Origin of the sequence: Microcystis sp. (genome assembly GCF_048564745.1) — a bacterium.
In the GTDB taxonomy this organism is placed as follows: domain Bacteria; phylum Cyanobacteriota; class Cyanobacteriia; order Cyanobacteriales; family Microcystaceae; genus Microcystis; species Microcystis ichthyoblabe_A.
The window spans coordinates 1-2562 of sequence record NZ_JBLZRT010000212.1 but is presented as its reverse complement, the minus strand read 5'-3'; the positions used below and the strand labels follow the sequence as shown (position 1 = coordinate 2562).

The window sequence follows — 2562 nt, the reverse complement described above, 5'->3', positions numbered from 1 at the left end:
TTAATAATAATTCCTAGTAAGCTCGCTCCTATCCCTAATTCTTTCGTTAGCTTTTTGCCTAGAATCGCTAGATCTATTTCTAGCGAGAGAAGCCAGAAGCCTTTGTTGGCAAGTTTTCTAGCTCGCTTGTCCCCCTGTCAGGTCTAATTCTGTTTTTAGCCAATTAAGAATCGGAGAACTAATACGAGTTCCATAATCAACTAACTGTTGTGATAAATCTAAAATTTCTTGTTTAGATAGATAACCTGCATAAAAACCAACCAAGAGAATTCCTAATGTTCCTTTGACGGGTAATTCCATAGCTTTGGCAACTCTTCTTGCTAATTTCTCATCTATAATTACCCAGTCTGGTTTGATTGAAATTGCCAAGAGCATAACTTCTAATTCTCCTCGATCTAATCCTAGTAATAGCGGTTCAAGAGGAGATGATGATGCAACTTCTTGAACTTGAATCCAATTGGCATTTTTGAGTTCTTTTGCCCCCGGTTTATTATCTCCAGCGATGACAATTTCTTGATAAACTGCCCAAGGAATAATCACTTCATTAAATAGCTGATTAAGAAGATCTAATTGATTAATCAAAGATAAGGCGATGATCGGTGTAGAATTAACAATTATCTTCATTCTCTTTGATTTTTTTGGCTAATTTACGGCTGGTTTGTATTTCTGATTCCCATTCTTCTGCTGTGTAATCAATAATGGAAAAACCATACTCAGAGAGAAGTGTATAAAATGTATATTTATCGCATCCTAATACTTGTGCGCCGATTCCTGCTGAAATTTTTCCTTCTTGATAAAGATGCCCTAATGTATAAATTATGACTTTACGAGAGAATGCTTCTTTTTCTTCTCTGGCAGCAATGAGGAGTTCTTCGGGAAATGTTACATTAATGTTCATGAGTGTTTAAAGATAATTTGTTTTTCTTGATTTTAGCAGGAATAATATCGCTAATTAATTGATGGTTGATAATTAAGATTCTCTATATTGTTCTCTTTAGTTGTTTATAAATTTCATCATCGTTTCGTTTGTCAATCAGCAAGATTTCTATTGTTTGCTCCTCAACACGATAAACGATTCGATATTCACCAATATCGGCTCTATGATAAGAGTATCCTTTTAACTTTAGAGAATCTTGGGGATAGGGATTTGTTCTCAGTTCGGTTATTTTTGTGGCTACTTGTTTGGCGTGTTTATCTGGCAGTTTTTTTAAGCGTTTAGTTGCCTGTCGAGATAGGTTAATCTTAAGCATTTAAAATTTCTGACAGTAAAGCCTCACTTTCTGTTGTTCCGATAAAACCTTCTTGATGAGCTTTTTCTGCCTGTAAAGCCAAAAGTTGATTTTCTAACTCGGAAAATCTCTCAAATTCCTCGATTGACAGCACGACTGCAACATTACGTCCCTTTTTTGCTATCTTTACTGGTTCTCTTCGAGCCAAGTCTAACAGTTCGCCAAAGCGATTTTTTGCTTCTGAGGCTCCTAATGTTTTCATAACTAACCTTTATAGAAACTAGCCATTATGACCATTTTAGCTATTATAGCAATTATTGACAGGGCAATCACTTCCACCAGCGACTAACATCCCTAATCCCTTGAAACACCTCTCTTAAGGCGACCTCTCCCCCAAAATGAAGGATTAAAGGCGCTAAGTTGGGAATAGTTTCGAGGAAATGAAGACGAGTGAGAGTACCCAAAGCCTGAAGGACATCTTGCCAGAAAGATAAGTCAACATTAGCAGGGGTTAATGTGGCGGTTAATGCTTTTAATACGTCTGCACGCAGGTATTCATCCCCAATCCCTCTGGCAATTTCTAAGGCTTCGGGTAACACTTCAGGTAAATAGGGAGCTAACCCGGTCAATGCCAATGCACGGGGGTATTCATACCCAATCCCTCTGGCAATTTCTAAGGCTTCGGGTAACACTTCCGGTAAATGGGGAGCTAACCCGGTCAATGCCTCTGCACGGTCGGATTCATCCCCAATCCCTCTGGCAACTTCTAAGGCTTCGGGTAACAAACTGACCGGTAAATGGGGAGCTAACTCGGTCAATGCCCTTGCACGTTTGTATTCATACCCAATCCCTCTGGCAATTTCTAAGGCTTCGGGTAACAAACTGACCGGTAAATGGGGAGCTAACTCGGTCAATGCCCATGCACGGGGGTATTCATCCCCAATCCCTCTGGCAATTTCTAAGGCTTCGGGTAACAAACTGACCGGTAAATGGGGAGCTAACCGCATCAATGCCCTTGCACGGTCTTTTTCATCCCCAATCCCTCTGGCAATTTCTAAGGCTTCGGGTAACACTTCCGGTAAATAGGGAGCTAACCCGGTCAATGCCCATGCACGGAAGTATCCATTCCCAATGGCTCTGGCAATTTCTAAGGCTTCGGGTAACACTTCCGGTAAATAGGGAGCTAACCCGGTCAATGCCTCTGCACGATAGTCTTCATCCCCAATCCCTCTGGCAATTTCTAAGGCTTCGGGTAACAAACTGACCGGTAAATGGGGTGCTAACAAGGTCAATTCGTATGCACGGTCGGATTCATCCCTAATCCCTCTGGCAA

Annotated in this window: 5 protein-coding genes; all 5 read right to left on the bottom strand. The window is 40.9% G+C overall.

Translation table 11 applies throughout. The features are described from left to right. Nucleotides 1-117 precede the first annotated feature (117 nt). Nucleotides 118-624 (bottom strand): DUF3368 domain-containing protein, encoded by a 507-nt coding sequence (locus ACOCD9_RS21345; RefSeq protein ID WP_419548381.1) that lies wholly within the window; start codon nucleotides 622-624, stop codon nucleotides 118-120. Beyond that, complete coding sequence (locus ACOCD9_RS21340; protein ID WP_147069485.1) at nucleotides 608-898, bottom strand: UPF0175 family protein; 291 nt, start codon at nucleotides 896-898, stop codon at nucleotides 608-610. The genes ACOCD9_RS21345 and ACOCD9_RS21340 overlap by 17 nt, the downstream gene beginning before the upstream one ends. An 82-nt stretch (nucleotides 899-980) precedes the next feature. Continuing rightward, nucleotides 981-1250, bottom strand: a complete 270-nt coding sequence (locus ACOCD9_RS21335) for a type II toxin-antitoxin system RelE family toxin (protein ID WP_002787830.1) — start codon at nucleotides 1248-1250, stop codon at nucleotides 981-983. Beyond that, complete coding sequence (locus tag ACOCD9_RS21330) at nucleotides 1243-1491, bottom strand: type II toxin-antitoxin system Phd/YefM family antitoxin (protein WP_002739617.1); 249 nt, start codon at nucleotides 1489-1491, stop codon at nucleotides 1243-1245. Before ACOCD9_RS21330 ends, ACOCD9_RS21335 begins: the two co-directional genes overlap by 8 nt. A gap of 67 nt (nucleotides 1492-1558) precedes the next feature. Continuing rightward, nucleotides 1559-2562: apoptotic protease-activating factor (locus ACOCD9_RS21325; RefSeq protein WP_419548380.1), on the bottom strand; the 1004-nt coding region annotated here is incomplete at its 5' end.